The sequence below is a fragment of the Candidatus Zixiibacteriota bacterium genome, assembly GCA_040756055.1.
Taxonomy (GTDB): domain Bacteria; phylum Zixibacteria; class MSB-5A5; order GN15; family FEB-12.
Map to the genome: position 1 here is coordinate 345754 of JBFLZR010000003.1, position 25470 is coordinate 371223.

Sequence of the window (25470 nt, forward strand, 5' to 3'; positions counted from 1 at the left end):
CTTTGTTTGTCCCGTTACTATTTACCTCCTGTTCTGGGTAAGTGGCTGACCGCGTTCAAGCATCGGGTGAGTTGTATCCGGCAAAATATTCGCAGCTGAAGGTTGCGGGCCTGAGTCGTATTACACATCGTTTATTTCTATTTGCTCAGGCACGTTCACTTTTCGCAACGATTATTCGGCCAGTTGGTCCACACCTTTCTCCTGTTAATGGCGGCAGCGGTTTTTGGTTTACCATATGTTATAAGAAACTCCGACACTGTAAGTGATGCCTCGAGAGTGTGAGCTATATACGCTCTTGAGATTCTCGAGGCCTTCATATTCCTGGTGGAGGAACAGAACGTCCTCGTCAAGAATGTTTTTTACGCTGAATTTCACGCTGGCAAGTCCGAACATTCTCTGGGAGGCCACCAGATCGAGCTGGTGACGCGATTGTTCGTATATGTCCGGTGTTGCGCCGCGGGCTACGATTGCCAGACGGTCGCCGAATACGTTATAGAGTATGCCAATAGAGGTTCCGGTATTCGCGTTGTCGTAAGAGAGGTCAATATTGGCCAGAAGCGGAGATTGTCCCGCCATGGGCCGTGTGCTCTCGGCATCGGGGTTTATTGCGCGGATTTTTTCCATATCGGACTCAAGAATATCCACTTCGGAATGAGCAAGAGTCAGGTTGCCGCCGAAGCTGAAATTTGACAACGCACGATTAATGTGATCAAGGCGTGTCTTGATTTCGAACTCAAGCCCATAGACTGTGGCGCGATAGGAGTTCTCCGGCTGTAGGTTATCGTTATTGGCTACAAAAGTAAGCTCGATAGGGTCGCGCAGAAGTTTATAGAAGCCGCTCATCGCGATTACTTCGCCGGGCCGGGTGAACCATTCCCACCGCAGGTCGTAGTTGTCGATAAGGGTACGCTTGAGATTCGGGTTGCCGACAAACACACGGGCCACACCGAAATCTTCGGATGCGAAGGGGGACATTTCTCGTATCGTGGGTAAAGCGATTGTGCGCCCATAGGACAGACGGAAGTTGGTGTTGTCGGTAGCGTGGTAAATAAAACCGACTGAGGGCAGAATATCTTCGGCGTCTATCTCACCCGGTTCATACTTGGAATCCTGGGTCACACAGTACAGATTGGTTTTTTCGTAGCGAGCGCCGCCCACAAAGCTGATATTCCCCAGAAGCGGTGTTTGAAGCATAGCGTACGTGGCTTTAACATCACTCGACCCTTCATACTGGTTCCGGAGCTCAACGTTTTCCAGCAGAACATTATCGAACTGGTAAGAAACGAGTGTGTCGCCGTTGAAGGGCGGAAGAGTGTCAATGTCGGTCAGTCCGACATAAGTGGCATACTCATTCGGGTCGCCGCGGTACTCGCCATAGTATTGGTAGTCAAAATTTCTCTCCTGATGGGTTCTGTCTGAACTCAGCCAATTGAATCCGGTTTTGATTTTTCCGGTGTGGGAAACAGGGATGGACAGGTTGAAGGTGATCGTGTTGTTCGACTCCTCCAGCTTGCGCCATCCGCGAGAGGGCACCGGGAAGCGGCTCGGGTCGATGCGGTAGGCGGTATCTATGTCAGCAAATTCCTGGTCCTCATATTCATAGTAGTAGTCGGTAAAGAAGCGAATGTCGGGTTCCTGCTGTGTCGTTTCGGCATGGGAAAGCTGCCAGTCAGCTCGGAGGCTGCCGAGACCGAAGGGACTCAGATGTTCGCCGTTAAGTTGGATCGAGGTGAGATTTCTCTCAACGTAGGACAGTACATACGATCGCAGTGACTGGTCGGGGTCGAGGTGCTCCGGCGCCGTACCGGTAAGATATCTGCCGACCGACTCGCCGTGTTGATCCCTCATGAAAGTCAGACCGATCTTGTCGTTGTCGGTGATACCGTACTTTATTGTGAAAAGTCCGCCCCAGAGTACTTCTTCGGTGCCCTTGATGTCCTCCAATTCATGGTCGACTGTCAGGGCGGTGCTGCCGGAACCGGTCAAGCGGTATTTACCGGAGAAGCCATCGTTGTAGGCGGAGTATTTTTTGCTGTAAGAAAAGCTCGCTAAAATGCCGAGCGGTCTGCCAAAGGGATTAAACAGGTCAGCGTAGCTGACCGAGTGACTCTGGTTGACAGGCGCATGTTTACGGACTTTCGGCGTCATCACCGGGTCAAAGGACTTAGCAGCGGTATCCATGTAGGCCGCCAGCGTGGCCACCGAGTCATCGTGGATACCTCCCAGCAGGTAGGCGCCGCTTTGTGGAGCTTGGTCCTGCAGGTCTTCATTTTCAATGATGTACGAAGGAATATCGCGCTTTCCACCGTCGTAGCCGAGCCAATCACTCGAGCTGCCATCGTACGTCAAGATTTCCTTATCGGTGGTAACCGAATTGTAACCGGAGGAGGTTGAGAAGACCAGCATACGTCTCTCCGGATAATCCCTCGTTTTTAGATTGACGCTTCCGCCGGCAAAGTTTCCGGGCTTGTCGGGAGTGAACGTCTTTTCCACTACTATATTGTCGAGCAGGCCGGACGGGATCAGATCCATGGGGGCAGCCTGTTTATCGGGGTCGGGACTGGGGATGGGGCTGCTGTTGAGCAGGGTGTTGGCGTAACGGTCGCCAAGGCCTCGAACGTAGACGTATTTTCCGCCAACAACCGAGGCTCCGACCACTTTTGTCATGGCCTCGGCAGCGTCACCGCTTCCTGAGCGCTGGATTTCGTCGGCGCTAATGGCGTCACTGATAGCCGCAGACTTTTGCCTGACGGACAGCATGGCGGCGTGCGTGTTCTTCAATTGCGTGGCTTTGACAGTAATGCCTTCGACTTCCGTGATGGCCGGACTGAGGGTCAGGTTTAAGCTCACCGGTTCGGACTCGGTCACCTCTACGCCGCTGATTGTTACCCCCTGGTGAGTGACACTGGAGATCACTAATGTATATGTACCGGTGGCTACATTCTTGATTCTGAAATTACCGTCCATGTCGGTAATGGCTCCCTGGCTGGTGCCCTCAATCATGACAGTAACGCCTATCAAACCTTCGCCGGTTTGTTCTTCGACAATCCTACCGGTAATCGTCGAGGTCTTGCCCACAGAGGCAAGAGCCGAAACAGTTCCGCACAGGACAAGCAGTGCGATGGTTAAGACGTTTAGTGTTTGACGGAAACGGTTCGTGTCGCTCAAAAAGCAACTCCTTTTCATCTCTTGATCACTGAATCTCAATTCAGCACCTCCTCGTAAATCATCCCTGTATAATTGCTGTTCTTCCACCAAAAACGCGGGTCAGTGTGACAGCAAGCCATCACACAGAACTCGAGTTTAAGTTCTGGCTCGTCTTAGAATCCCTTGAGCCAAGGCATAAATGCGCCCGGAGTGTTAAGCGATTATTGGTGATTCTTTAAAAACGCGTTAGTGTAGTGTGAAGAGAAAAAGAACGTTTCAGGTTTGGTAAGGCGACAAGATTCCGCGTCAGCTATGCATCGTTAAAGCGGTCTGAATAGTCCGGTTTTGATTGGTAGGGGAGGTTGGCAGATGTTGCTCATAGTGACGCTGCAATCTTTACGAAATTTTAATACACGTATAACATAACCGTAAGAATATGTTGATAAGTTGCGGCTCCTGAGGATGAGAAAGGGAGCAAGTTTATCCTAACCAATTTGTAACTCAAGCTTAATCTGGTGGAGATGTTATGATGTTGTCTAAGTTAAAAGCGATGATGTTCTTGGTTTTCGTGTTGGCTTTACTGGCCGCGGCAGGATGCGATGAAGAGGAATCTCTGCCTCTCGGGACAATGCCCGCGGCAACGGCATGCCAGCCGCTGCTGTTGTCTCCATCAGATAACGATACTGTCTACGACAATATGGCGAGCTTGAGCTGGAATTTCAATTCGGGTTCGTGCGTTGATCCTGAGCAGTATACGGTTTTGTTGAGTTTGCTGCCGGACGGCTCGAATCCTGTTACACTGAACACAACGAAAGACACCATTACTGCGACTGGTTTGTTGATGGATACATTATATTATTGGCGGATAGTTGGGTATGGAGAACACGCCGACACCTCGGTAAGTGCAATTAGACGGCTTTACACTGAGACTCAATTTCCCGGGATGGCGTATCTCCCGTCGCCTTCGGACCTGGCGGTGGATGTGGATATGAATGCCGATTTGTCCTGGAGTATATATGATGCCGGCGGAAAGGCTTTTACCTATGACCTCTGGTTTGACTACGACAATATGAAGACGCCGGTGGTGACCGGTTTGACTGACACGACATTCGAGCCGGATATTCTCGATCCGAATCGTCGATACCTGTGGCGAGTGAGGGCCATAAGCGAGGACGCTGACACGGTCGATGGTCCGTTCTGGGAATTTACGGTCGAGCCGCCGCCGCCGATATACACGATATTGGAAATTGAGAACCAAATATTGGATCCGTACCCCGGTTATAGTCAGATAAGAAATTATCTTGAAGCGGGCTTTTATTTGACGACTGAGATGCTCAACCCGCTACAGGCCGGGGGGGTGACAGTCTATGACGTCGCTGGAGACACCACTTATACGCTAACCTGGAAAACAGACAAGAAAGTTTATTCGTTTACCGAATCGGTTACTCCGTTCATCACCAATGACGCGCAGTATACTTTTAATATAGCCGAGGGCGGCGCACTTGGTGAATTCAGTGTTTCCGAGACTTTTCTCAGTTGTGGTCCGAGGATAACCAATCTGCCCCCATATAGTTTCATGTCGAAAAGCGCCGGTTATGAGCTCGAGTGGACCAATACCTGCGATGGCAGTGTGAATTTGATCGTAATGAAAGATGAGGACACGACCGGTGTCTATATTCAGACCGACAATGATGGCAGCTATTTGCTTACGGCCGATGATTTCGCGCCAATCGGGACCGGAACAGGGGCCTATATTGTACTGCTCGTTTCCGAGCGGGAGGCTGGTATCGTAAATCACATTTGCGCTTCCGAGAGCGCAATTCGGGTGAAATCTTATCACAAGATATACGACGTGATATTGGTCCCTTGATTCTTTGTCGGCCTCGCTTTATCATTGGAGGGGATGGATAGAGCCATAGTGGGGTGATTACATGCTTTGGGCACCCCGTTACATATAGATTGGGATGACGGTGATATCGCGATCGCTTCTGAAAAGACTATCAGGTTGGTGCCTGATCGTCTTTCTTTATTTTCATTTCATCGCCGGTTGCAGGGATATTGGACAGGAGCTTGACCGGTATCTGGCCGGGGCTCATGATTTGTGGAATTTTGACGGGGCTGTATCGGTTAGCAGGGATGGTCGCATTCTTTACAGCCGAGCTTTTGGTTTGGCGAATCAGGCCATGAATGAAGCGAATACGCCTGAAACGAAGTTCTTCATAGGCTCCATAAGCAAGCAATTCACAGCTGCCGCCATTATGATACTTCACCAGGATGGTCTTTTGGATATTGACCAGCCTATTTCAGCATATTTGCCGTCGTATCCCTCCGAGTCAGGAAAGAAAATAACAGTACGTCATCTTCTTAGCCATACCTCGGGGATACCGAATTTTACGGACGATATCGAGATACTGCTTCAGCGCACAGAGCCGGTGTCACCGGACGAGTTAATCGCGCGCTTTTCATCGCGAGCGCTGGAGTTTGAGCCGGGCACGAGATTCAAGTACAGCAATTCAGGATATGTTTTGCTCGGAAGGATCATTGAAGCTGTGTCGGGACAGTCATACGAGGCGTTTCTCCACAAGAAAATTTTCAAGCCGGCGGGGATGCTCAATACGGGATATGGCAGACGGGAGGCGGCCGTGCCGAACCGAGCCGATGGATATACCGTTGGAGACAAGGAAGTAATCGTGGAAGCGTTGCGGGTTGAATACTCGATGTTGTATTCATCAGGCGCTCTGTACTCTACTGTCGGCGATATGGCGAAATGGGACAGCATTTTGTATGCCGGTTCAATCCTGACCCAGGAATCCATCGATGAAATGACCAGACCTGGCTGCGGGGGGTATGGATTTGGATGGTTTGTGGAAGAAAGATTCGGTCGACGGCATGTTTTTCACGGCGGATTCATGGATGGTTTTAACGCGACGTTTGAGCGCTGGCCCGATGACCGGCTGTGCGTAATAGTGTTCAGTAATGAAGACGAAGCTCCGGTGAAGAAAATGGCGCGGGGTGTGGCGGCTATCATCTTTGGCCGGGAATATGTTCGGCCCGTATCCAAAAAGCCGTCGAGCGTTGACCCCGACCTTCTTGTGCAGTACGAGGGAGTTTATGAAATGATCAACGGGACATACCGGTTTGTCACGCGTGAGGGAGACACCCTGTACACCCACATGCAGGGCGAACCCAGACGTACTTTGCTTGCCCAGGGTGTGGACACATTCTTTTTCGCGTCGGATAACACCAAAACAATAACCTTCTCGCGCGTCAATGGTTCATCGGTCACGGGCCTGGAGATTGTTGATGACGGGTATCTCATCTCGACGCAGAAGCTGTCGGGCGGTGAGGCGGACGAAATACTCATAGATCGGGATGTCGTGGCTGTCGATCCCTTTATCTTGAAAAGATACGAAGGCACGTATGAGATTCAAACCGAGTTCGGTAGGAGGTCGGCGGCGCTTCTGGTCGAAGTGGTTGCTTGTGGCGATCATCTTGTAGTCACGTTGCACGATGGAGCTGCGGTAGAGATTTTCCCCGGTTCGCACACTCGATTCTTCCACATGGAAGCCGACTTCGTCTGTAATTTCATCGTTGATGCGGGTGCGAATGTGGTTGGTTGTTCGATCAATATGGCCGGTAATGTTGTCAATGCGGTGAAAGTGCGTTGAAGTTGTGTTGGCAAGCCGCGCCGATTTAGAAACAGAAAGCCCCCGGAGATTAATTTCAGGGGGCTATATCAACAATTATCGAGCTATCAGAGGTCGAGGCCGGGTGTAGTGCTGACTGCCTGTTCGCTAAGTCTGAAGAAGCTGCGGACTTTGACCACGAGTTCGATAGCGAGTGAGAACACCAGCGGCGTCAGCACCAGCGTAATCACGGTCGAAACGGCCAGACCGCCGACCACCACCGCGCCAAGCCCCCGATACAATTCCGAGCCGGCGCCCGGCATGATTATTAGCGGCAGCATACCGAGGGCCGATGTGGCGGTAGACATGAATATCGGGCGGACACGGACCCTGACAGATTCTTTGACCGCCGAGCGCGGGTCCAAACCTTCTCTCATGAGATTCAGAGCCTGATAGACGATGAGGATCGAGTTGTTGATGACTGTGCCCACCAGAATCACGAATCCCAGCATGGTCAGGATGTCGAGTTGCTGGCCGCTGTCGAATATCTGTACTATGTCCAGGCCGAGTACGCCGCCAAAAGTGGCCAGAGGCACTGTCAGCAGCACTACCAGAGGGTAGGTGAACGACTGGAACAGAGCTGCCAAAAGCAGGTAGGTCAGGATGACGGCGATATGGAAATCTGTAGTCAATTCGCGTCGAAGTTTGGTGAGGTCGTCGGCGGTGCCGGAAAGGTTGATATCATACAGTCCGCCGACCTGACCCTGCTGGCGCAAGGGTTTAACGATTTCGTTATCGATGGTCGTCATGGCTTTTTCGAGCGCTAAGTTATCAGGCAAGACGGTCTCGATAGAGACCACGCGCTGACGTTCGATGTGGTTGATCTGAACCGGTCCCTGTTGGAGACTTACGTTACCTACGTCTCCGACGGTGATAATCCTGCCGGAGCTTGTCGCCATGGGGAGTAAAGCTATGTCCTGAGTATGTTGCGCCCACTCATCGCGACCCTTAATCAACAGATCGAGCTCGCGTCCGTTGTGAAAATACTCGCTGACGATGGCACCGTCGACGATAGCATTGATGGCCTGGCCAATCTCGGTGGCGGTCATGGCTACATCGGCGGCGCGGATACGGTCGGGGGTGACGCGGATCTCAGGATTACCGAGATCGAGCCCCGGAATAGGTCGGGAGTTGGAGCCGAGCAACACCTGACCGGTTTTTGCGAAAACCTGTCCGGCTATGGCGAGGACCTCAGGCAGTTCCGGTCCGGTAACATCTATTCGTACGGATCTGGTCCCGGCGAAACCTCCGCCAAACAACGATGCCTGGCTGGCGAAACCAATAGCCCCGGGAATCGAGAACAGGGCCCGATTGGCGACAGGCACCAGTTCTCTGGCCCGCTCTTCATCGCGCGCCCGTAATCCCATAAAGGCCTGATTGGGAAAGGCGACATAGAAGAAATTATCAATCCCGCCTCCCGGCATGGAAGCGGCGCTGTCGCCGGTGGCTTCCCACAACGGTCGTATTTGCGATTCTATCGACTCTCCGGCGCGAATCATTTCATCGAGATTATAGCCGGGGGGAGGCAGCATGAAGCCGAAGACCAAATTTCGGTTGCCGTTGGGGAGATATTCGGCGTCCGGTAACAGCAGCCACGTAAGACCCATTGACAGGAAAACGATGCCAACTATGGTGCCGACGCGTCGGGTTGTACGGGCGTTGACATAGTCGACGAAGGCGGCAATTTTGGCGGCGAAGCGATTCAGGAAGGTTTTGCTTTCGTCGGCGCCGGTTTTGTTCTCAGGAACTCTGAGAACGCGTGAAGAAAGGGTCGGGATGACTGTGATTGACACAATCAGAGAGATAACGATAGCGCTTGATATGGCTATGGCTATATCCTGAAAGAGCTGGCCCGCCTGCTCCTGGACGAACATGATCGGAAGGAAAACCGCTATCGTGGTGACGGTCGAGGCCAGAAGGGCTCCCCAGACTTCCCGGGTTCCATCGGCGGCCGCCTGCCAGCGGTTTTTGCCCATCTGCATATGGCGATAAATGTTTTCGAGAACGACAATGGCGGAATCGACCACCATACCTACGGCAAAGGCCATACCCGCCAGAGATATGACGTTGATGGTACGTCCGAAAAGATACATGGCGAGGAAGGTGGTGATAATCGAAATCGGTATCGCCAGTGCGATTATAAGAATGGCGGAACGCGAACGAAGGAAGATGAATAGCGTCAGGACGGCGAGAAACCCGCCCAGGTATATATTGGACAGGACAAGGTCGATGGCCGAATTGATATAGACTGTCTCGCGATAGACATTTTCAATGTGCATGCCGCGCGGCTCCATGACCTCTTTGTTGAGAATGTCGATCTGTGTCATCAAGCCATCGAGGACATCCATAACATTGGCGCCGACCTGCCTCTGAGCGTTGAAAGCAATGGCGGCTGTTCCCATGTGACGTACCATGGCCTGCGGCTTCTGGTAAGTCAGCGAGACCTCGGCAATGTCGTGAACGTGAATAGAGACACCGTTGCGGACCGCCACGACAGTGTTCTCGACGTCCTCTACCGATTCGAAACGGGCCATGGTGCGGACAACGTAACGGCGCTTACCTTCGCCGAAATCACCGGCGGAGATGTCGCGGTTTTCGGAGCGTAAAGCGCCGGCAAGTTGATTGACTGTAACGCCGTTCGAAGCCAGAAGCGCCGGATCAAAGACCACGTGGAGTTCCTGCTCGAGACCTCCGAAGATGTTCACCGAGGATACTCCCTCGACTCTTTCCAGACGGGGTTTTACTACGTCCTCCACCATTGTCTGCGTGTGAGGGACATAAACGCCGGCGCTGTCGGGTTTTATTACGAACCAGGCGATAGCCCCCTCGAGCAGACCGGATGTTGTCACGACCGGACGTTCGGCGTTGGTAGGGTAGGATGGGACTTCGTTTAACTTGTTGGTGACTCTAACAACGGCGCCCGTCAGGTCGGTACCAACCGGAAATTCGAGGGTCACCTGTCCATAGCTATCTTGCGATTCGGAAGACATTTCGAGAACGCCTTCGACTGATTTCAGGTATTCTTCCTGTTTCTCGATGATTTCTTTTTCGATTTCGCCCGGCGACGCTCCCACCCAGGTGGTGGTGACAGTGATGATGGGCCGTTCTATTTCCGGCGTCAACTGCACGGGTACTTTGTACAGGGCGATAAACCCGCCGATAAGGGCGATTAATACGCCGACGATTACGGTTACCGGGAACTTAATTGATGATGTTATGAGGCTCATACGACTTTCTTCCTGTCTGGTTCTGACCGTATAGCTTAATTGGAAGCCGAGGCCTGCTTTGGCGTTTCCGGCTGTGACGCGCTTCCCGAGGGCTGTCCACCCGCGGTGTTGACGGGTGACCCCGGAAAGATACGCTCGTTTCCACGCACGATAACCGGCATTCCGGGAGTAAGTTGCTCGGCCACCACCGCGATCATCTGTCCATCGGTAGAGGTCGTAGCGACTGAAATCGGGACGGCCTTGCCGTCGTGGATAGTATATACGAGGGTCTGGTTGCCTTGCCTGACGATGGCATCCTTCGAGACCGCCAGGCCGGTAAATTTGGTGTCAAGTGACAAGGTGGCCCGGACCAGCATGCCGCCCCCGAGACTACCGCTGGTGTTGGAAACCTCGATTATAACCGGGAAAGTGTGGGTTTCTTCTACGGCACTCGGGGCAATCCCCGTCACCGTGCCCGACAGTTGATTAGTACCGCCGTTCTGACTGATGAAAACTGGGCTGCCGATCGCCAGTCGACCAAAGTACTTTTCCGGAAGGTCGACAGTTACTCTGGCATGAGACAGGTCGGCCATTTCGAATACCGGCATTCCGGGGTTAACCCATTCGCCAATATTGACAAGCCGTCGGCCGGTGAAACCTTCGAACGGAGCGGATATAACAGCCTTTTTCAGGTCAAGTTCGAGCATCTTTTGCTCGGCTTCGAGCTGGCTATAGCGAGCCTGAAGTATGCCGGCCCAGGTTACGGCGCTGTCAAGGGCGGTGTTGCTGATGAGGGTCTGATCGTAAAGTTCTTGTGCTCGTCGCTTCTGAGATTCGGCAAGTTCGGCTTCGAGTCGCGTCTGCTCCGCCAGGGCGCGTTTCGAATCGAGCTCGTACCGGATTCTCTCAGCATCGACCGTCACCAGCGCGGCTCCCGCGCGGACCGGTACCCCTTCTTGAACGTTAATAGCTTTAATTCGCCCGTAGACTTCAGATACTATCCGACTTTCTACGGAGGCCTCGGTTCGCCCGACAAGAGTTATCTGGTCGGTAAATTCCATTTGCTTGACTTCATCGGTGACTACCAACACCGGCGGCTGTCCCTGCGCCAGCGTGATGGAGCCGGACAACATCGTGACCAGCGCCGTTACGACAGAAACATAACGCATAATTTTCATGGATATCAATTTCCCTCTAAGTTAAGATTCGATAGTGTAATTTTAGCCCGCCCTTTGACTTTTACAATCGGTAGAACAAGATGGGGCGTCCGCGGTTCCCGTCAAAGATATTGAAACGTGAAAAAGTGGAGAATTAGAGTCCATTAGACGGCAGCGACTTAACTCGCGGCGGCCGGGATGCCGGGCGAAGAAAGTAGATGTGCTGTTTGGGCGGGGTTACTTGCGGAATTCCGTCGTTTCACCGATTACGGCGGCGCCGACCGCGTCGCCCCAGACATTGACGGTGGTGCGGCAACGGTCCAAAAACCAGTCAATTGCCCAGATAAGGCCGATGCCTTCAAGCGGGAGACCTACCGCCGAGAGTACAAATACCATAGTAACGGTGCCGGCGTGGGGGATCCCGGCGGCACCGATCGATGCGAGGGTGGCAGTCATGAAGATTATAATCTGCTGGCCCAAGGCGAGGTCCACGCCGTAGATCTGGGCTATGAAGAGCGCCGCAACGGCTTCATAGAGAGCGGTACCATCCATGTTGATAGTCGCCCCGAGCGGAAGGACAAATGAGGCGGCGCGACTGTCAACTTTGTTCTTGTCTTCGACGCATTCCATCGTAACCGGAAGTGAGGCCGATGACGATGCTGTGGTGAAGGCGGTGGCGAGAGATTGCCCCATATTGATTAAATATTCGAGTGGTTTTTTCTTTCCGAACATTTTGAGTATCAGGGGGAGGATGATAGTGGCGTGTATGAGCAATCCAAGAACCACGGTTAGAGTATATAGTCCAAGACCCCGCACCAGTTCATCGATAGATTGCCGATTCTCGGCTACGATGCCGCCAATTAATGCGAGGACTCCGACGGGGGCAAAGTAGATTACTATGGTAACGATTTTCATGATGGCGAGATTGAGGCCTTCGAAAAACTGAATTACGGGACGGCCTTTCTCTCCGATAGTCGTGAGAACGCCGCCGAAGAAGAGGGAGACGACAATCAGAGGCAGAACATCACTTCTGGCGGCAGCATCGAAGACATTCTGTGGAATGAGACCGACAAGTACATCTATGAGGGTTTTACCCTGGCTTTCAATGACAATTTCAGGGACGAAAGCGCCGAAATTTTCCACGCCGACACCGGGTCGGATGATATTGACCAGGATAATACCAATCAGGACCGAAAGGCCCGTTGTCACCAGATAGTAAAGCAGGGTTTTGCCGGTGGTGCGTCCCAGTTTGCGGATATCTCCCAGCGAGGTGACTCCTACTATCATTGAAGCGATGATTAACGGAATTACAACCATCTTGAGGGCGTTTAAGAAGATGGTGCCGATAAAGCTGATCTGGAGGAAAAAGTCCCCCATGTAAAGGCCGCCGAGAACGCCAAGGATTGCTCCGGCAATCATGCCGATCAGGATTATGTTTCCGGTTTTTGAAGTCAAGGTGGTGTCACCGATTCCTGGTTAAGCTTTGGTTAGAATAGTTATCTCATTTATTCAACGCAACTTAAAAGATGTGTTTCCCGGATTAACTTGGTCAGGAGAAAATAAAAGTGGACCTGGGTCATGATAATAGTTGACGTTTTAGGGGTCCTAAACGTATGCAGTATAGGAACCTCACACATCTTGAGCGTGCCACCTTCACCGCAGCATGAACAAAAACCCAAGGAGGGGATTATGAAAAATCTGTTAATCACGGGTTTGTGTGTCGGTATGCTCACGGCTGGCGCACAGGCTCAGGATCCGGGCATTGCTGATACTGTCAAGCTCATTGGTGACTCGCTGATTATCGGGCAGTCGCGAAGTGTTGACCTCGTGATTGTGAACGATGAGGAACTTGGGCTTATCGAGATACCGCTTCTAATGGAATCTCTCGATGGTGGTTGGATGACCTACGATTCGGCCGTATTCGTGGGACGCATGTCGGATCCGTCGGTACTGAATTTCCGTGTTTTTAGTTCCAGGGAAAACGATGGGGTTTCGCCCGATTCGATTGAGATTGCCGGTATGGCAATGGGGGACAACCTGCTTCCCCCGGGCAACGATGCCGTAGCGAGGCTGTATTTTACAGGCACCAGTTTGGGGACAGCTTCGCTTGATACCTGTACTCTGCTTCCATACAATTACCTGCTTTTGATCGCAGGGGGCAATGCCGCGATTATGCCGGCGTTCACCGGTGTTACGCTGGATGTTGTCGATGCGGCGCTGCCGCCGAGGATAACATTGCCGGAAACACCCTTTCGCGTGGTAGCGGGTGCGACGGTCGGATTCGATGTCTTTGCGGAATCTCCTGCCGGTCAGGATGTGGCCATCGAACTGGTTGAACTGACCGGTTACGATAGCCCCGCGACACCATCAATTGCCCCAACGCTGGGGACCGGTTCTCCGGCAAGTTTCGAGTGGCTCACAACGGCGGCTGATGTCGGCATCTGGAAAGCGGTGATCAGAGTATGTGATGAAGACGGGCTGTGCGTGTCCGGTGTCGTTGAAATTCAGGTCGTTACCTCCAGCGCCTACCTGATCGCGTTTGATGAAAAGGGATCCACGGTGGCCAACGACAGCTGGGGTATGACCTTCGGGAATTTCGATAGTGACGCCAACGCGGAGTTGGTGTCGGCCGGCGGCCCGGTAGAAGAGACTGGCGGAAGGGAGTTGTATGATTATGACGCCGCCGCGCAGACTTTCACCTGTATTTACTCGGAGTCGGGAGGTAATTTCAATCAGGGACCGTGCCCGGTTTATTTCGACGCCGACGACAATCTGGACCTGGTGATATCACAGGGAATAGAGGGGAACGACGTGATATATTTCCTGGCCGGTGACGGAAACAACGGCTTTGACCTTGTGACCCAATCGGCGTCAGACTATGTCTTCAGGGGAGCGGTTCTCTGCGAGGTGACGCGCGATCAGTATCTTGATTATATCGTGGCTGCGAAGGATCGGGTTTACATATACAGCTCCGATGCCGAGTACTCATTCGATTTGATGCGCTATATAACTACTCCTGATACGGCCCTGACAGTTAACGCCGCTGACTTCAACGGTGACGGTTATACCGATCTGGCCGTTGGTACATCCAAAGGAGTTCAGATTTATATCAACTCCGGTGAGATGGCTTATTTCCTGCCGGGCGCGTTTTATCCGCAGACCTGGGGGACGACAGACATTGAAGTTACCAACCAGGGATCCGATTTCAATAACGACAACGTGTACGACCTTTGTGTATCAACTCCCTCTGTGGGACTCCAGTACAGTGAGATTACGGTTTATCTGGGAAATGGTGATGGTACCTTCGAGAGGGTCGTTGTCGATACGGTGAGGGGCTATGTACATGGAAACTGTGCGGCTGATTTCAACCTGGACAATCAACTGGATATCGCCTGTGTCAACAGCGGTGAGCGGAAATTCGTTATTTACTTTGGCAACGGCGATGGTACTTTCACGAACCAGATTCGCTTTGATGTCGACGATGATTACGCGGGGCAGATTGCGGCCAATGACGTCGACCTTGATGGTGACATGGACCTGGTGCTGGCAGGAAAGCAGAGCACGTTTGAGACGGGGAGGCTTTATCTGTTCCACAATCAACTTAACCCAACCGGGTTTGTGGCGTCATCGTTCGAGGCGACGGCTGTCAACAATGTTGAAATTCAGTTGACATCTTCGAGCGGCAAAGTGCTCAACAGGGTCAAGAACGGTATGCCATCGGCAGCGTTGTATCAGCGCAATATCGACGGCAATTCGGAGCTGGATGATTTCGCATCGGTTCAGTTGCTGGAGTCGGGTGCTTACAGGATTGATGCCATGCCGCGGCCCAATCTGGCAGTTGGTGATCCGTTTTCGCTCGATTTCAAGGTGAACGGAGTCAATTATCGACTCGCGCACGACGCGTCGATGACCGAGAGTGGCTATCAGTTTGAGATCTATCCGAACGGCGGTTCACCGGTGCTTCCATTGCCCGGAGAGATAACGAAGGAGAATCAGCTTACTTTCCAATGGGAGGGCGAGGGAGAGTTCGTCTTCCAGCTTGCATCGGATATCGCGTTCGAGAATCTGCTCGTGAACGAGACCGTGAGCGGAAACGTCTATGCCGGGCCGACTCTGACAGTAGAGGATACATCGACATTTTACTGGAGAGTGACGGCCGCGGGTGCGGCCAAGTCGGCGTCTGAATTCGCCGCATTCTATCCGGTTACAATAGCGGTTGAATCGCCCACTGACATGGATGAGGATGGATTGGCGCAGTTGCCGAAGGTGTTTGGTCTGTCGCAGAATCATCCGAACCCGTTCAACCCGGAAACAGAGATAGCGTTCGCGTTGCCGGTGGCCAGCGGCGTGAAGCTGGAGATTTTCAATATCGCCGGACAGCGAGTGACGACGCTTGTCGATGCGGACTACCCGGCGGGTGAGCATGTGGTTGTCTGGGATGGCACGGACAACGGCGGTGTCCAGGTGGCTACGGGAATGTATCTGTATCGTATTCAGGCGGGCGATTTCGTATCATCGCGCAAGATGGTATTGATTAAGTAAAGTACCCGGTTTTCAATCGACCGGTGGTGAGAAGGGTCTTGCTGTTTAGGGATGTGACGGCGAGACCCTCTTCTTTTGTCATGCCAGTGTCATATTTTGGGTATTACCCGATTTTGATCTTGATTGGCGGCCGAAAGCCTTTATATTTGCCGCTAATACGAGATAACATGGACTCACTATGCCCAATACGTTGACCGATACCCGAACGACAACGCCGAAGAGACGGCGAACATCGGTGCAGAAATTCCGCTTTTACAGCCAACTGTTTTCGCTGGCTATCAATGTGTGGATCGGGGTGCAGTTTTACCTGTTCGTGGTGTTTCTGGAGAGAGGGGGAGACGCGCTTTATGTGCCGCGTCCGGCGGGCGTTGAAGGGTGGCTTCCTATCAGCTCGCTGGTTTCGCTGAGGTACTGGTGGGAGACCGGCATCGTGAACAATATCCATCCGGCGGGCCTGATGATTTTTGCGGTAATTCTGCTGGTGGCCCTGCTTTTCAAGAAGGGGTTTTGTTCGTGGGTGTGCCCGATCGGGTTTGTCTCGGAAATTCTCGGTGATATATCAGACAAGATCTTCAAGCGACGCATCAAGCCGTGGGTGTGGCTGGATTATCCGCTAAGGTCGCTCAAGTATATTCTGCTCGGATTCTTTATCTGGGCGGTGCTGATTCAGATGACGCCGGAATCGACGAAAGCATTCGTTTATTCAAACTACAATGTCGTGGCGGATATTTTGATGCTGCGCTTCTTTACTGATATCAGCACGTTTGCGCTAAGTGTGATTGCGGCTTTGTTTCTGCTGTCGCTGGTGGTGCGGGGATTCTGGTGCCGGTATTTGTGTCCTTACGGAGGACTTCTGGGCATTCTTAATTTCATCTCGCCGACAAGAATTATCCGCGACAAAGACAAATGCATCGATTGCGCGGCGTGCGCTCGGGTGTGCCCGACTTTCATAAAGGTCGATAAGGTTGGCGAAGTGCGCTCGGATGAATGCACGGGGTGCCTGGCCTGCGTGGATAGCTGCCCGGTGCCGCAAACCCTGCAGGTACATCTGGTGTCGAAAAAGAGGCCGTTTTCCAAGATCAAGTGGGCGGCGGCGCTGGTGATAATTTTCTGGGGGAGTCTCTTGGTTTTCAAGTTAGTTGGACCGTGGGATAACAGCGTGACCACGACCGAGTATATTCAGCACATGCCGGCTATCAGAACAGGGCAGTATATGCATCCGTAGCAAGCGAGAATCGGAGCGGTTTATGGCTAAAAAGCGGCGTTCATTTTTCGATGTCTATCCTGAAGAGTACGATATTCTGACAAACGCGAAACAGCGGGAGGGGTATCATCGCAAGGAGGTCCGGGCGATTGCCGATGAGTTCGAACCCAAGTCGGTTATGGATGCCGGCTGCGCCACCGGGTTGACATCGCGGCTGTTTGCCGAACTGGGGATAAGCACGGTTGGGCTGGACCGAGCTAAACCGATGCTTGAGATAGCAAGGCGCAACGGTAGCACCAACAACAAGTTATTGTCGTATATGTATGGTACTTTTGAAGGGCTGCCCAAGAAGCTTCATGGGAAATTCGAGCTGGTGGTTTGTCTGGCCAATGCCATCGCGGGGGTGGGGACGATGAAAATGCTCGGCCAGTCGCTTCGAAATTTTCGCGATGTTCTCAGTCCTGGCGGGACTTTACTGATTCAAATGCTGAATTATGCCGCGCTCAGAGAGGGCGAGATTATGCCGGTGAGGGCGACCGAGAACAACGGCATAGTCCTTGAGCGATTCAGCGAGCGGCGGGGAAAGCGGCTTTATCTTTATGTCACGCGGGTTGATTTGAAATCCGATAATCCGGTCGTTGAAGTTTTCCGTAGCGAGTTTGACAATTTCACGCCAAAGGAGGTTGAGAACAGTTTGAAGAAGGTTGGGTTTACCTCTATTCGTCGGTATAATGATCTGTATTTGAAGAAGCCGTTCAGTAAGTCATCGCGGGATCTGGTCATCACGGCCCGTCGGGCCGATTGATGACGGTTTAGAATATCACCACAAACTTGCCCATCTGCGTGGAGCCATCCTCGGCTTCGACCACCCAATAATACAATCCGGTAACGACCATCTGCGTGTTGCGCGTGATGAGATTCCAGCTATCGTGTGCGGCGTGAGGGTCATCGGGGGGATAGTCGTGGTCGAGCTCGCGGATCAAGTCGCCATCGAGAGAATAGATATAGATTTTACATTTCGGGGGGAGGTTGCCGAAATTGAGTTCGCGGACGCGGCAGTCGGGACGGTCTTCTTCTGTGCGCCCTTCATAGCCAAGATCACGGTAGTCGGCGTCGCCGCGATACGGATTGGGATAAACGTACACTTTGCCCCTGCGGTTGGGATCGGCCGAAGACGGAGTCAGGGGGAAGCCGTTTTGGGCGGCGAGGGTAATCGATGATTCCAACGGAGGCATGTCCGATTTGGGGTCGCCGAAATCGAAGGCGGTGACGTTGAGCCAGTACTCCACCGTGGGTAGCAGGCCGGTTATCTCGAATTCGTACTCGTAGTATTTCAGGTAACCGTCATCGGTGTAATATTCGGACGGGAGTGATTCTTCGGGCAGCAGCGACGGGTCGGGCTGGTCGGGGTAGGTCTTTCGGATGGGAGTGGAGACGCCCAGTTCGCTGACGTTGTAATCGTGGATGCGGAAGAAGAAAATCGAGTCCGAGAAGCCGGGCATGCGGTAGGGATCGGCGCGGGTGTAGTTGAGGGGGTGAAAGAGGCTGTCGTCGCAGGGGTCGGGGGTATATCCGTAGAGGCAGCGAAGGCTGTCGAGGGTGAAGGGGAAGCTCAGGCACAGCCAGGTATCGTCCTCGCTGTTTTTATCCCAGATGTATTTGTCGTAGTTTTCTTTGTCGTATGACGCGACGAGGTTGTAACTGGATTCGCGTTCGTCGCGGCCGAGATAGACGCGGTAACCCTCGAAGTCTATGAGTTTCGAGAAGACATCGACATCGGTTTCGGAACGTTGCCCGTTGAAGCGAACGTGAAAGCCGCCGATGATGGGGGTGATCCAGACAGTCGGCGGGGGGGGCGGCGCTGCCGCTCGCCAGTCGGGGATACCATCGCCGGCATAGTATACCGTGTCGGCGCTGGTGGGGATCCACAGGCCGTTGCTATAGATGGAATCGTAAACGCAGATGTCGAATTTGCCGGAGTCGCCGTCACCATCGGTATCGTAGCCGGGGTTGTCGTAAATCCATTTGGCCCACATGGCGTTTTTGAACAGGTCGGAGAAGTCGAGCTTGTTGTAGTAGAGGGTGGGGAAGGTGGGCAGATGAACGATGTTGTTGGGATCGGTGTGGAAGTCTTCACCGGCTACGAAGGCGTAGGCGAGGTGAATGGAGGCTCGCGGCGGGATGGTGTATGGGCCGATAGACTGCACCTGCTGAAAGAAGAAGCCATCGGCGATGTTGGCTGCCCAGTCCTGCGGGGGGCAATTGACATAGGGGTCAGTGCATGAGATGGTGGAAGCGAAGGCGGGGTCCCAGTCGATCTCACGGTTGGACATCAGGTGATAGCGATTGGGATCGCCCGACGGGTAGCCGTTGTAGCGGCCGGTTCGGAAATCGCGAAAGCTTGACCATCTTTGAGGGCCGAAGTCAAAAGCCTGATCATAATTTACCCAGTCGTATGCCCACCAGTTGTATGAGGTGTGAACTGGCCCAAGGTCGGACCAGTGGGGATAGTCTATAAAAAACATGCCGGCGACATCGGGCACGGACTTGAGGTACTCATCGCCGACCTTGACTTTGTAGTCGATGAACTGACCGTTGACCGGGTCGCCATCGTTGTCGGCTCCCCACATCAGGTTGATGGTATCGGTGACGTTGCATGCGGTGGGGATCGGTATTTCGGAGACGAAACCGATCAGATCGTCGGGGCCGTAGTAATTCCACTCTGTGCCACTGAACAGGACGTGAGGAGCATAGCAGAGTCCGAAATAGGCATTCTCGATGGCGGTATCCCCAGTATTTTGAATCTCGACATCAAATAGAATAAAGTCTTGGGCATAGGAGTAAGACCAGGCGTAGGATTTTTGAGTTACCTCAAGATTTAACGGTTTGTGCCAGGTATATAGTCCGTCAGAGTAGTCGGGCCATTCATAGAGCGTCCACCCGGGGTCTATTGTATCAGTTCCGGTCAAGATATAGTCTTGCTGTGAAACCGCATCAACAAAATTAGCAGATGTCGGGTCGAGAACGGAGCGAAATACTGTCGGTTCAACAGGTAGTATTTCGTGGTTTCTCGAAACCAGAGTGTCTCTGCCGTGCACTGCTCCTATCCATAGGGCAGCCTGCGCAAGATAGTTGAGTCGGGAACTCTTTGGGTATTCAGCTCCACCTTCAAACGGTCTCTCGCCCGTAAGACAATCCCTGAGGTCACCGCCAGTACTGCCGAGCAGGGTTATCCACAGAGGATCAACATTTAATACGACCTTTCCCATAGTATGTACGGGCGCACATTCCGGTGTGACGTAAGGGGCGGCAGTTAGAGTGAGCGCTGAATCCCTGTATTTGAAGATGTCACGAGCAATAATATGAGATGAGACCAAACCCGTGCCAAGCGCAAAAAAGATAAGCTTGGTGAATGCAAATTTTAACACAAAACATCTCCCCAAGGTGCTATTGGTCTGAAAGACGGATGAGCACTTGGTTGATTGGACGGCGCTCGAACGCTGTCAGTCACGTATGAAATAAAAAGCCAAAAATAGTAGCAAAAGTCAATGTTTTTCTGAGATGCCGAGTCGACCGGGCAGTCACCCGGCGATGATGCCTTTGCCGACGCGGCCGTCGATGAGGATGTCGAGCGGTTTCTCCAGTCGAAGGTGAGCTACAAAGTCGGTGCGGTCAACCACCGGCTGCCTGCACAACCAATCAAAATCGATAAAGCCGTTTTTGGCGGATGGATTGATGGTGAAATAACCAACACGGAACGATGTCAGGTTCTGGAAGAAGTGGGTTCCGAAAGACGGGTCGGGAGCGAAATCGCCATAGGCGGCCTCGATAATAATCCGCGCGCCGGAAATTTGATTCCAGACAACCGGAATGCCGAGCCATCGTTCAGAAGTTCCCCAGCGTCCGGGGCCGATGAGCAGATAGGGGATATTATCGTTGTTCAGTCTATCGTTAAACCGACCGACCTCGCCGGCGATCTTGACAGTGTTGCCGCGTTCAAATGTTTCCGGTGACACGAGAACAATATCGCGAATCTCACGCGTGCGCATGTTGCCGAGAGTTTTTTCGCTTCGCGCGATGATGTTGTTGTCTTTGACGGAATCTATCGAGATAGTTTCGAAGGGAGCGTCCTTGATCATCGGGCGAACCTGAAGGAAGTAGAAGTCTTTGGGCTGGCCTTCGGGAGTATCCAGATCGACCGCGAACTCGATTTCGACCGGGCAATTGAGGCCTTCGCTTCCCAGTTGGAGCAGGAATTTCACGATCTCGGTTAGTGGGAAGGTGTTCGACTTCAAGATCGGCGAGAAGGTGATGACTCGCGTGCCACTCTGACGGTAGCCATCGTAGATGCGGTCATTTTCGGCGGAATAAGTAGAGCAAAGGTTCTCGATCGTGCCATCTTCTTCGGCCTGCGAGAGAGTGAGTTTTATCACGCCATCGTCGCCTCCAGGACGAGGGGTGACAGATGGGTTGGTCATGTCTATGGCGAAAAACTCGTGCTGGGTGTTTTTGAGCATGTCTTTAACAGTCGATAGCTGCGGAAGTTTGTTCGGGTAGCTGGGGGAGAAGCGCAGGCAGTTCATGCCTTCGACGATCGTTTTGCCGAGGCCGAGGGCGACATAGACGACGCCATCTTCAGGTTCCACACCATCGATCGGATAATAATTGTATGAAAGAGCCACGCCCGCGAAGCTGGGGTAGAAGGCTTTGCCGTAGTTGCGGCCGACCGCCTGCTGGATGATGACCGCCATTTTTTCTTCTTCGACACGGTTCCCGGCAGCCTCGTGATAAGCGCGGGCGTTTTTGAAGAAGGTCGAGGCGTAGACACTTTTGATAGCCTGTTCGAGTTGCTGGCGACGGGTCTTGCGGCTCGAATGATTGTTCGGGAGCATGTGAGTTTCGTAGATGCCCGCGAATGTCTGCAGATGCGAGTCTTCGAGCATCGAAGACGAACGAACCGCCAGAGGGTATTTTACAATGTCGAGGAAAGTATCGAGGTCGCCCAGGATGTTTTTGGGTAATTTTGCTTTCAGGAAGCGTTCGCCGATCTCTTCATCCGGCAGACCCTTGAGAGCGTATTCGGCGAGGTCGTTTTCCTGCATGAAGTCATCGAAAACATCGGTGCCGAGGATAATCGATTTCGGCACGGAGATCGTGACGCCTTCGAAAGAATCGGACAGCTTGAACTGGTGCAGCAGGGCGTTTATGAAAGCGAGGCCGCGACCTTTGCCGCCGATGGAACCGCCGCCGAGTCTTACGAATTCGGTTTGCAGGTCGAATTGTCTTCGGGAGAAATCGGTGATAACGCCGAGGGCTTTTTCGCGGCGGAACTGCTGTATGGCGTTTATGAGATAGGCGCGAAGGGCGGCGGCGTCTTTGAACGCCGACACTTTGACCGGCCTGATCTGGGCGGCGAGGTCGAATTCGGTGCGGGCCATCAGCCAGTTGGAAAAGTGATTTCGGCTGGCGTGGTAGACGAGTGATTTATCCGGTACGGTGGTGAGGCATTTCTCCATCGATTTAAAATCTCCCGCAGCGGCGATTTTTTCGCCGCTGTCGGGGTCGATAAAGCTGAAATCGCCGAACCCGAAATGGCTCAGGATGAAATTGCGCAGGTCGGTGTGGAGGGTGGGAGACTGTTTGTATAGAAACCCCACTCGATTTTGCTGTGCGAGCTCGGCGTTGAGCATGCCGGATGACTGCATGATGATGGGCAGGTCGGGTTGCTGCTCGCGGATTTTGCGGATGAGTTTTATGCCGGCCTCGTCGTCGATCTCTCCGCCGATTTTGAAGCGAAAATCACTGATGATTGCCAGCAGGTATTTCTGGTATTTCTCGAACAGTTGCCATGCTTCTTCGTAGTTCTGGGCGAGGAGAATTTTTGGTCTGGCGCGCATGCGCAGAATCTTGTGCGATATGTTCAACCCTTCGGCCATCAGGGCGCGCGTTTGAAGCATGATCTCCCGGTAGACGAGCGGGAGATAGGACGAGAAGAATTTGACGGAGTCCTCGACAATGATAATAACGCGCACGCCAACGCGAGCGGTATCGGCCTCAACGTTCTTGCGGTCTTCGATGAGTTTTATTATCGACAGCAGGATGCGAACATCGCCGGTCCATACGAATATCTGGTCGATGATGTTGCTGTAGTTTTTGGTCATCATGGCGGCCAGTTCGCGTTCGTGGTAAGCGAGAAGGATAACGGGCATATCGGGGATGAGGTCTTTGACGGCGCGTCCGAAGGCGAGGACATCGATATCGCTCACCCGCTTGAATATGAGGACCATGTCGATTGATTGCGTTTTGAGTATTTCGAGCGCTTCCACGGCGTTGTTGGCGCGTTTGACGTGAGGGGAGATGGTCAGGTTGAGTTCGAGGTACTCGTTGTAGATAAGGTCGGTCAGCTGACCATCTTCTTCGAGGACATACGAGTCGTACGAGCTCGAGACGAGGAGGATGTGTTTGACCCTGAACTGCATCAGGGTATCGAAATTCAGGAATTTCGATTCGTAGGAGATGAGTCTTTTTTTCGACTGCGGTTTGTCCATAGGGTTCATCCAATAAAGATATACGCCGCGCGCGGTGCTATGCAATCAAAAATTAGGTAATAAAAGGGCGGAACCGCTGAGCGGTTCCGCCATCTATCAACAAGCAGGATAGTTCCGCTTGATTATCAGACTACGCCCTGATCGAGCATGGAGTTGGCGACCTTCATGAAACCGGCAATGTTGGCGCCGGCAATGTAGTTGCCCTTCATGCCATATTTCTCGGCAGCCTGAGAAGAAGCCTCGTGTATGCTGATCATGATGTTGTGCAGACGAGTGTCGACCTCTTCGCGGGTCCAGGAAAGGCGCAGGCTGTTCTGCGACATTTCCAGACCGGAGACGGCGACGCCACCAGCGTTGGCGGCTTTGCCGGGGCCAAAGAGGACTTTGTTCTGCAGGAATACATCAGCGCCGTCCGGGGTGGTCGGCATATTAGCGCCTTCTGCGACGCAGATACAGCCGTTCTTGACGAGGGTCTTGGCATCGTTGCCATTGAGTTCGTTCTGAGTGGCGCACGGCAGAGCTACATCGACCTTGACATTCCACACGCCGTTACCTTCGTGGTACTTGGCGCCTCTGAACTTGTCGGCGTATTCTTTGATGCGTCCGCGGCGGACGTTTTTGAGGTCCATGACGAAGTCCCACTTTTCGCCGGAGATACCGTCTTCGTCGACGATGTAGCCGGCAGAGTCGGACAGGGTGACCACTTTACCGCCGAGTTCGTTGACTTTCTCGACAGCATACTGGGCCACATTTCCGGAGCCGGAGATCGCTACGCGCATTCCGTCGAAGGATTTGCCCCGAGTCTTGAGCATTTCCTGGGCGAAGTAAACGGTACCGTAACCGGTGGCTTCCGGACGAATCAAGGAGCCGCCCCAGTTGAGGCCTTTACCGGTCAGGACGCCTTCAAAGGCGTTGCGGAGCTTCTTGTACTGGCCATAAAGGAAACCGATTTCACGGCCGCCCACGCCGATGTCACCGGCCGGAACGTCGGTGTTCGGGCCGATGTGGCGGAACAGTTCGCTCATGAAGCTCTGGCAGAAGGCCATGACTTCGTTGTCGGATTTGCCTTTGGGGTCGAAATCGGAACCGCCTTTACCGCCGCCCATGGGCAGGGTGGTAAGGCTGTTTTTGAAAACCTGCTCGAAGCCGAGGAATTTCAGGATGCCGAGATTGACGCTCGGGTGGAAGCGCAAACCGCCTTTGTACGGGCCGATGGCGCTGTTGAACTCAATGCGGAAACCGCGATTTACCTGAACCCGGCCCTTATCGTCAACCCACGGTACGCGGAACATGATTACGCGTTCGGGCTCGATGATCCTCTCGAGGACTTTGGCTTCTTTGAATTCGGGATGTTTCGCAATAACCGGCTCCAGAGATTCGACGACTTCCTGAACGGCCTGATGGAATTCAGGCTGGGCAGGATTCTTGGCCTTTACATCGGCCATGATGCTGTCAACAAAATTTGACATCTTCTACTCCTAAGAAGGTTTAGATTGAGTGACTTTGCGTTGCGTTCCAGTACAGTTTGGGAAACAATAAAGAAGGCATATATAAAAATGCCTGCTAAAAGTCAAGTCCTTCGATTTAAATTGGCCATTTTTTCCAGTTCAAATCGTCTCACGGACGCCGGTGTGGTGGGGAAAAAAGAAAGCCGGGTATCAGGATCGATACCCGGTTTGTCATATTACAATTCTGTCGGCTTGCTTAGCAGCCGGAGCAGCCGCCTGAGCAGTCGCTATCGCCGGTCGTCAGGACATACCCGCCGCGACCCATCTGATCCTTGCGGTAGTCTACTGTTATTTTGCCGATTTGCGTCAAAAAGGTTTTCAATTTTGAGTCGATCCAAGCGGTTACGCCGTTCGACTCGAGTTTTTCCATTCCATCGACTGACTCTTCCAGAGCCATTCCCAAAGAAGGACCGCTTCAGCCATACCCTCTGAAATATATAATAAGCTGCTTGTCCTTAGCTGAATCCGAACT

Annotated in this window: 13 protein-coding genes; 5 read left to right on the forward strand and 8 right to left on the reverse strand. The window is 52.8% G+C overall.

The features are described from left to right. Positions 1-228 precede the first annotated feature (228 nt). The gene (locus tag AB1483_07975) at positions 229-3168 is read right to left on the reverse strand and encodes a TonB-dependent receptor (GenBank protein MEW6412396.1); all 2940 of its coding nucleotides are present in this window, start codon (positions 3166-3168) and stop codon (positions 229-231) included. 505 nt (positions 3169-3673) lie between these two features. Here AB1483_07975 and AB1483_07980 point away from each other — a divergent pair. Both AB1483_07980 and AB1483_07985 read left to right on the forward strand, forming a co-directional pair. After that, entirely contained in the window at positions 3674-5017 is a 1344-nt protein-coding gene (locus tag AB1483_07980) for a hypothetical protein (protein MEW6412397.1), read from the forward strand. Between the two features lie 100 nt (positions 5018-5117). Then, the gene (locus AB1483_07985) at positions 5118-6815 is read left to right on the forward strand and encodes a serine hydrolase (protein MEW6412398.1); all 1698 of its coding nucleotides are present in this window, start codon (positions 5118-5120) and stop codon (positions 6813-6815) included. A gap of 86 nt (positions 6816-6901) precedes the next feature. Here AB1483_07985 and AB1483_07990 read toward each other — a convergent pair whose 3' ends face one another. The 3 genes from AB1483_07990 to AB1483_08000 all read right to left on the reverse strand — a co-directional run bounded on the left by AB1483_07990 (position 6902) and on the right by AB1483_08000 (position 12651). After that, positions 6902-10060, reverse strand: coding sequence for an efflux RND transporter permease subunit (locus AB1483_07990; protein ID MEW6412399.1), 3159 nt, complete (start codon positions 10058-10060; stop codon positions 6902-6904). Positions 10061-10095: 35 nt separating this feature from the next. Then, the gene (locus AB1483_07995; protein ID MEW6412400.1) at positions 10096-11217 is read right to left on the reverse strand and encodes an efflux RND transporter periplasmic adaptor subunit; all 1122 of its coding nucleotides are present in this window, start codon (positions 11215-11217) and stop codon (positions 10096-10098) included. Positions 11218-11433: 216 nt separating this feature from the next. Next, a complete protein-coding gene (locus tag AB1483_08000; GenBank protein MEW6412401.1) occupies positions 11434-12651 on the reverse strand; it encodes a dicarboxylate/amino acid:cation symporter in 1218 nt (405 codons plus the stop codon). Between the two features lie 234 nt (positions 12652-12885). Between AB1483_08000 and AB1483_08005 the strand changes: the two genes are divergently transcribed. From AB1483_08005 to AB1483_08015, 3 genes are all read left to right on the forward strand, one after another. Continuing rightward, positions 12886-15738, forward strand: a complete 2853-nt coding sequence (locus tag AB1483_08005; GenBank protein ID MEW6412402.1) for an FG-GAP-like repeat-containing protein — start codon at positions 12886-12888, stop codon at positions 15736-15738. A 178-nt stretch (positions 15739-15916) separates the two neighbouring features. Continuing rightward, complete coding sequence (locus tag AB1483_08010) at positions 15917-16963, forward strand: 4Fe-4S binding protein (protein ID MEW6412403.1); 1047 nt, start codon at positions 15917-15919, stop codon at positions 16961-16963. Between the two features lie 22 nt (positions 16964-16985). Further along, positions 16986-17747, forward strand: coding sequence for a class I SAM-dependent methyltransferase (locus AB1483_08015; GenBank protein ID MEW6412404.1), 762 nt, complete (start codon positions 16986-16988; stop codon positions 17745-17747). Between the two features lie 7 nt (positions 17748-17754). On the opposite strand, the gene AB1483_08020 is transcribed toward AB1483_08015, so the two are convergent. The 4 genes from AB1483_08020 to AB1483_08035 all read right to left on the reverse strand — a co-directional run bounded on the left by AB1483_08020 (position 17755) and on the right by AB1483_08035 (position 25395). Next, positions 17755-20211 carry a hypothetical protein gene (locus AB1483_08020; GenBank protein MEW6412405.1) on the reverse strand — a complete coding sequence of 819 codons (2457 nt, stop codon included), beginning with the start codon at positions 20209-20211 and terminating at the stop codon, positions 17755-17757. Between the two features lie 312 nt (positions 20212-20523). Continuing rightward, positions 20524-23490, reverse strand: a complete 2967-nt coding sequence (locus AB1483_08025; protein MEW6412406.1) for a PEP/pyruvate-binding domain-containing protein — start codon at positions 23488-23490, stop codon at positions 20524-20526. Between the two features lie 125 nt (positions 23491-23615). Further along, on the reverse strand, positions 23616-24959 hold the full coding sequence (gdhA, locus tag AB1483_08030) for an NADP-specific glutamate dehydrogenase (protein MEW6412407.1): 1344 nt from the start codon (positions 24957-24959) through the stop codon (positions 23616-23618). Positions 24960-25194: 235 nt separating this feature from the next. Continuing rightward, positions 25195-25395 (reverse strand): hypothetical protein, encoded by a 201-nt coding sequence (locus tag AB1483_08035; protein MEW6412408.1) that lies wholly within the window; start codon positions 25393-25395, stop codon positions 25195-25197. Between the last annotated feature and the right edge of the window lie 75 nt (positions 25396-25470).